Here is a 7,408-nt window from a genome sequence, read left to right on the forward strand (position 1 = left end):
AGGATGTTCCGGTCGCAGCGGAGCGCGACGATCGGCATCGGTGAGCGGCGCGTCGGGATACGACGACAAATCCAGCGCATCCACCACCAGCGTGGACCGTCCGGGCGCGAGGTCGGTACCGACACCCGAGGTAACCAACACACACACCGGGTCCGCCGCGTCCAGCACGTAAGCGATCCGCTCGGCAGGCTGCTCCAGATCCAGCGGCACATAGCCACCGCCCGCCTCCACGACCGCGTAGATCGCGACCAGCAGGTCCAGCGACCGGGGAATCCCCACCGCCACAAAGGTTTCCGGACCCACACCCGCCTCGACCAGACGACGCGCCAAACGATGCACCCGACGCGCGAACTCGCCGTAGGTCAACGCCTGGCCCGCCGCCGGATCGAGCACGGCAACCGCATCCGGGGTCCGCTCCACCTGATCGGCGAACAATTCCACGAGTGTGGCGCCCTGCCCGAGCTCACGCCGGGTCTCGTTCCATCCCCGCAGCTCCCGCGCCGTCTCGGCGGCATCGAGCAGCGGAATATCGCCGACCAGAACCTCGGCGTCGGCAACGACGGCCTCCAGCACCCGAGTCCATTGCCGCACAATCGCCGCGGCAGTGGACTCGTCGAAAAGATCGGTGGCGTAGGTCAAGGTCACAGCCATGCCGGCCGACCGGGAAGCAGCGCCCGATTCGGTGGCGGCCGGGATTTCCGACAGCGTGAACTGCAGGTCGAAGCGCGCGGTGGAGGTCTCCACCTCCAGCTCCGATACGGCCAGCCCCGGCAGCTCCAGGGTGGCGCGGTCCAGATTCTGGAACGCCAGCATCACCTGGAACAGCGGGTTGCGCGCCTGCGACCGCTCCGGCGCCAGCAGCTCCACCAGCCGCTCGAACGGCACATCGGCGTGGCCGAACGCCTCGAGATCGTGGTGTCGTGCTCGCGCGAGCAGCGCGGTGAACGGCTCGGCGAGATCGAGGCCGGTGCGCAGCACCAGCGTGTTGACGAACATGCCGACCAGGTCGTCCAGGGCGGCCTCACCACGCCCAGCGATCGGGGTGCCGACGGTGACATCGTCGGTGCCGGCAAGACGGCCGAGCAGCACCGCCAGGGCGGCGTGCGTCACCATGAACAGCGAAACACCCTGTGCACGTGCGACATCTTCGAGTGCGGCGATCAGTTCGGCCGGCAACGTGGCCGACACGGTCGCACCGCGATACGAGGCGATCGCGGGCCGCGGCCGGTCGGTCGGCAACGTCAGCTCCTCGGGGCTGCCCGCCATGGTCCGCTGCCAGTAGGCGACCTGCCGGGCCAGCAGCGACTCCGGATCGTTCTCGGCGCCGAGCACCTCCCGCTGCCACACCGCGAAATCCGCATACTGCACCGGCAGCGGCGCCCAACCCGGCGCCGCATCCTGGGAGCGGGCGATGTAGGCGGCCATCACGTCCCGCGCCAGCGGGCTCATCGAGAAACCGTCGGCGGCAATGTGGTGCACCACCACGACCAGCACATGCTCGGCCGCTAGCGACTGCTTGCCAGGTCGCTCGAAAAGATCGGCCTGTACCTGGAACAACCTGGCCCGCAGCGGCACCCGCTCGGCCACGTCGAAACCTGTGACGACGAAGTCGGTGACAGCGGCCAACAGCTCGTCATCCGATACCGGATAGGCGCGCAGCTCCAATGCGAGCTGCTCGGCCGGTACCACGACCTGCATCGGGGTGCCGCCGTGCTCGGGGTAGCGGGTGCGCAGCGACTCGTGTCGGCATACCACGTCGAACAACGCCAATTTCAGTGCGGCGGTGTCGAGTTCGCCCGACAGACGGATCGCCAGTGGCAGATTGTAGGCCGACGACGACTTGTCGTACTGGTTGAGGAACCACATCCGCTGCTGCGCGAACGACAACGGCACCAACTCACCCGCCGACCGCGAACGCGCCACCAACCGCGAACGCGCGCCCTGACCGATATGCGACTCCAGCCGCACGGCCAACGCCGCCACCGTCGAAGCATCGAACAGCGCCCGCACCGGCACATCCGCATCCAGCGCCACACCCAAACGCGCGGTCACCTGCGTCGCGATGAGCGAGTTGCCGCCGAGAGCGAAGAAATCGTCGTCGAGCCCCACCCGGTCGGCACCGAGCAGGTCGGCGAAGACACCGGCCACGATCTCCTGCACCGGCGTCACCGGCGCACGGAACTCGCGGACCTCGAACACCGGCTGCGGCAAGGCCTTCCGATCCAGCTTGCCCGAGGCGTTGACGGGGAACGCGTCCAGTACCACGAAGGCAGCCGGGACCATGTAACCCGGCAGTTGCGCTGTCAGCGTCACGCGCAGCGCGTCGGTGTCGATCCCGGCGTCCGCGGCGACCAGATAGGCGACCAGTTGAGCGCCGGTGCGCTCGTCATCGCGCACCACCACGACGGCCTGCGCCACCGAATCCTGTGCGGTGAGCGCGGACTCGATATCGCCGAGCTCGATGCGCAGACCGCGCACCTTCACCTGGAAATCGGTACGTCCCAGGTACTCCAGCTCATCGGCGGCACCGTATTCACCGCTCGCCGCGGTAGGCCCACCCGTCGCCCGACCACCACCCCTCATCGAATCGCTTCGCGATGCATCCACCCAACGCGCCAGGTCACCGGTGCGATACATCCGCTCGCCGTCCGCAAACGGGTTCGCCACGAACCGATCCGCGGTCAGTTCCGCTTGCCGCACGTAACCGCGCGCCAGCTGCGCACCAGCCAGATACAACTCACCGGGCACTCCCGGCGCGACCGGGTGCAGACGCGCATCCAGCACATATACCTGGGTGTTGAACACCGGCAGACCGATCGGCACCGACACCGTGTCGGTATCGACAACCTCATGGAAGGTCACGTCGACGGCGGCCTCGGTGGGACCGTACAGGTTGTGCAACGAAGCACCGGTCAACTCCCGCAGTCGCTGCGCGGTCGGCACCGGCAACGCCTCACCGGACGCGAAGACATTCCGCAGACCGACGCACTCGCCGACCCGGGGATCGGCAACGAATACCGCCAGCATCGACGGCACGAAATGCACCGTCGTGACGCCCTCGTCCAAGATCAGCTGCGTCAGGTAGGCCGGATCGCGATGTCCGTCCGGTTTGGCCACTACCAGTCGCGCACCGACCTGCAAAGGCCAGAAGAACTCCCACACCGATACGTCGAACGTGGCCGGCGTCTTCTGCAACACCACATCACCGGCCGTCAGACCGTACTGGGCGTGCATCCACACCAGCCGATTCACGATCGCCGCGTGCGAGACCGCAACGCCCTTCGGGCGGCCTGTCGAGCCCGAGGTGTAGATGACGTAGGCCGTGTTGTCCGGCCGCAACGGCGCCAACCGATCCGCGTCCGTCACCGGAGCATCGGAGAATTCGGACACATCAAGGGTGTCGATCTCCACTCGACGCACCGTCTCCGGCAACTCCAGCTCGTCCCCGGACGTGGTCAGCACACACACCGGCCGCGCGGTATCGAGAATGTGAGCGGTCCGCTCGGCCGGATGATCCGGATCGACCGGCACGTACGCGCCACCGGCGTCGACCACCGCGTACATCGCGACGACCAGCTCGACAGAACGCCGCATACCAAGCGCGACAAGCGATTCCGGCCCCACACCAGATGAGACCAACCACCGCGCGAGCCGCGACACCCGGCCCGCGAACTCGGCATAGGACAGACTTGTCCCCTCGAAGGTAAGCGCCACCGCGTCCGGAGTCCGCTCCACCTGCGCCTCGAACAACGACATCAGGGTCGCGGGATCGATCGGGTACTCGGTGGCGTTCCACCGATCCAGCACCAGCGACCGTTCATCGTCACCGAGCAGATCGATATCACCGACCGCGATCTCGGCATCGGCGGCCACGGCCGCCAGCACCCGATCCAACCGCCGGGCGAAATCGGCGATCGTGGATGGGTCGAAAAGATCCGTCGAGTACGCGAACGCAGCCGAAATCCCAGCGGGCTCACCCGCCGCGTCCGACACCTCCTGCACCATCAACTGCAGATCGAACTTCGCCAGGCCGGGCTCGTACTCGACACCACGCACCGCCAGCCCTGGCAGCTCCAGGCTGGTCTGCTGGAGGTTCTGGAATGACAGCATCACCTGGAACAACGGATGCCGAGCCTGCGAACGAGCCGGATTGAGCACCTCAACCAAACGCTCGAACGGCACATCAGCATGCGCGAACGCATGCAAATCCGTATCACGAACCTCAGCAAGCAACTCCGCCACAGTGCGCTCACCGCGAATCGGCGTACGCAACACCAAAGTATTGACGAACATGCCAACCAGATCGTCCAGCGCCGCCTCACCACGACCAGCCACCGGAGTACCGATCGCAATGTCATCAGTACCCGACAACCGCGCCAACAACACCGCCAACGCACTATGCATAACCATGAACAACGACGCATTATGCGCCCGACCGATCTCGACCAACCGACGCTGAGTCTCAGCCGAAATCACAAACGGATAGCTGCCGCCACGATAACCGGCCACCGGCGGCCGCGGACGATCCGAGGGCAACGGCAGCTCATCTGGCAACTCCGCCAATTGAGCGGTCCAGTGCCGAACCTGCTGGGAGATCAACGAGTCCGGGTCATCTTCCGAACCGAGCACCTCACGCTGCCACAGCGCGTAATCGGCGTACTGCACCGCCAGCGGTTGCCAGCCGGGTTCGCCGCCGCCGATGCGGGCGGTGTAGGCGATCATCACGTCCCGGGTCAGCGGTCCCATCGAGAAACCGTCGGCGGAGATGTGGTGCGCCACCAGAGCCAGCACGTGCTCGGTGGGGCTGATCTCGAACAGCTGGACCCGTAACGGCACCTCCGCGGTGACGTCGAAGCGGGACAGCACCAGCTCCGTAAGCCGGTGCAGCAGTTCGCTTTCGGTGGTAACGGTCGGAGTCAGATCGAGGAGGTCCCGGCCGAAGGGCACGACCTCCTGATATGGCTGCCCGTCCACCTCGGGGTAGCGGGTTCGTAGTGATTCGTGTCGGTCGATCACATCGATAACAGCGATCTGTAGTGCGGCCACGTCCAGTTCACCGGAGAGGCGGATCGCGATCGGAATGTTGTTGACCGCCGACTCGGTGGCATCAGCACCCGCGGAGAACCGGTTGAGGAACCACATCCGCTGCTGCGCCAACGACAACGGCACCCGCTCGGGCCGCTCAACCGCCACCAACTCACGCCACGCCCCAGCACCGGCATGCGACTCGACCCGCACTGCCAACGCCGCCACGGTCGAGGCCTCGAACAACATCCGCACCGGCACCCGGGTATCGAGCGCGTTACCCAACCGGGACGCCACCTGCGTAGCGATCAGTGAGTTACCACCCAGAGTGAAGAAATCATCGTCAGCACCGACGCGATCGACACCGAGCACCTCACCGAACACCTGCGCCACGATCTCCTCGATCGGCGTCGACGGCGCCCGGAACTCTCGCACCTCGAACACCGGCGCAGGCAGAGCCCGACGATCCAGTTTTCCGGTGGGAGTCAACGGAACCTGATCGATCACGATGATCGACGAGGGCACCATGTAGCTGGGCAAGCGCCGCTTCAGATCCCCGGTCAACTCGGTAACATCGATCAAATGCCCTGGCACGGCAACGACATACGACACCAGGACCGTCACGCCGGCGGTACCGGTATGCCCCACCGTGACAGCGAAATCGACACTGGGATCGGCGGTCAACGCCGCATCGATCTCCCCCAGCTCGATACGGAAACCACGCACCTTCACCTGGAAGTCGGAACGGCCTACGTACTCGACCGCACCGTCGGCAGTCCAGCGCACCACGTCACCGGTGCGATACATCCGCTCACCATCGGCAAACGGGTTGGCCACGAACCGATCAGCGGTCAAACCGGCACGGTCGAGATAACCGCGCGCCAGCTGGATACCCGACACATACAGCTCACCCGCGACACCCACCGGTACCGGCTGCAACCGTGAATCCAGCACCAATGCCCGCATGCCTCGGATCGCGGAACCCACAGTCACCCGATCACCCGGGGACAACGCAGCACTGATGTTGGAAGCGACGGTCGCCTCGGTCGGACCGTAAGCGTTGAAGAACTGCCGCTCGCCTGCCGCGAACTTCGTGATCAGATCGGCCGAAACCGCCTCACCGCCGGCGATCACCACCCGCACGCCAGACAATGCCGCCGGATCCATCGACGCGAGCACAGAAGGGGTCAACATCGCATGGGTGACCCGCTCCACACGGATCAACTCGGCCAACTCCGCACCGCCGTATACCCCCGGCGGCACCACTACCAACGCACCACCACCGCCGACGGCGAGCAAAAGCTCCAGAATCGACGCATCGAAACTCGGGGATGCGAAATGCAGTGCCCGGGTAGAACTATCGAGCCCGTATCGCTCGTTCTGCTCGGCACGGAAATTCGCCAAACCGGCATGGGTCACCACTACGCCCTTCGGGCGACCCGTCGTGCCGGAGGTATAGATCACATACGCCGGATGCTGCGTGCGCAATGAACGCAACCGATCCGAATCAGTCAGCGCCGCATCCGAATACCCGTCCAACTCCAGCTCGTCGAGCACCAGCCAATTCACCGAATCCGGCAATTGCCCGCGCACCGACGAGACGGTGACACCTACCTCTGCGCCCGAATCCGCCAGCATGTAATCGATTCGATCGCTGGGCAGATCCGCGGCAACCGGCAAGAACGCCGCACCGGACTTCGAAATCGCCCAGGTAGCCAGATACGACAACTCCGACCGCGGCACCGTCACCGCGACCACATCCTCGGCCCCGACACGGGACTCGATCAGCAACCGGGCCAAACGATTCGACCGCGCGTCCAACTCGGCATACGTCAGCGTCGCGAAGCGAGTCGATGAGGGGTGGTCGGGCGAGGGCTGGGCCGGACTTCTGCCGTCGAACACCACCGCCGTCGCTTGCGGATCACCAGCGACCGCCTCGGCCAACAACTCCGGCAACGTCCGCGCCGACTCCGCAGCCGTCCCCCCACGCGCCATCAACTCCGCGCGCTCATCCACACCCAAAATGTCGACAGCGCCCAGTGCCACCGACTCATCGGCGGCGACAGCCTCGAGGACGCGCACCCACCGCTGCGCGATATCGGCAGCGGTCGACTCATCGAACAAATCCGTCGCGTACGTCAACTCCATAGTCCAACCGCCACCGACTGCTTCCAGCACGGTGAACTGCAGATCGAACTTCGCCAGCTCGACCTCGAGCTCCTCGGCGCGCGCCACCAGACCAGCCAGCTCCAGCACGGGTTTATCCAGGTTCTGTACCGACAGCACCACCTGGAACAACGGATGCCGAGCCTGCGAACGAGCCGGATTCAACACCTCCACCAAACGCTCGAACGGCACATCCGCATGCCCGAACGCCGCCAAA

General features: G+C 65.6%; 1 protein-coding gene. It reads right to left on the bottom strand.

What is annotated here, in order from left to right; genetic code table 11:
* Positions 1-7,408: amino acid adenylation domain-containing protein (locus tag ACLMAJ_RS37955; RefSeq protein ID WP_412018755.1), on the bottom strand; the 7,408-nt coding region annotated here is incomplete at both ends.

Source organism: Nocardia arseniciresistens, from assembly GCF_046764875.1.
GTDB lineage: Bacteria > Actinomycetota > Actinomycetes > Mycobacteriales > Mycobacteriaceae > Nocardia > Nocardia arseniciresistens.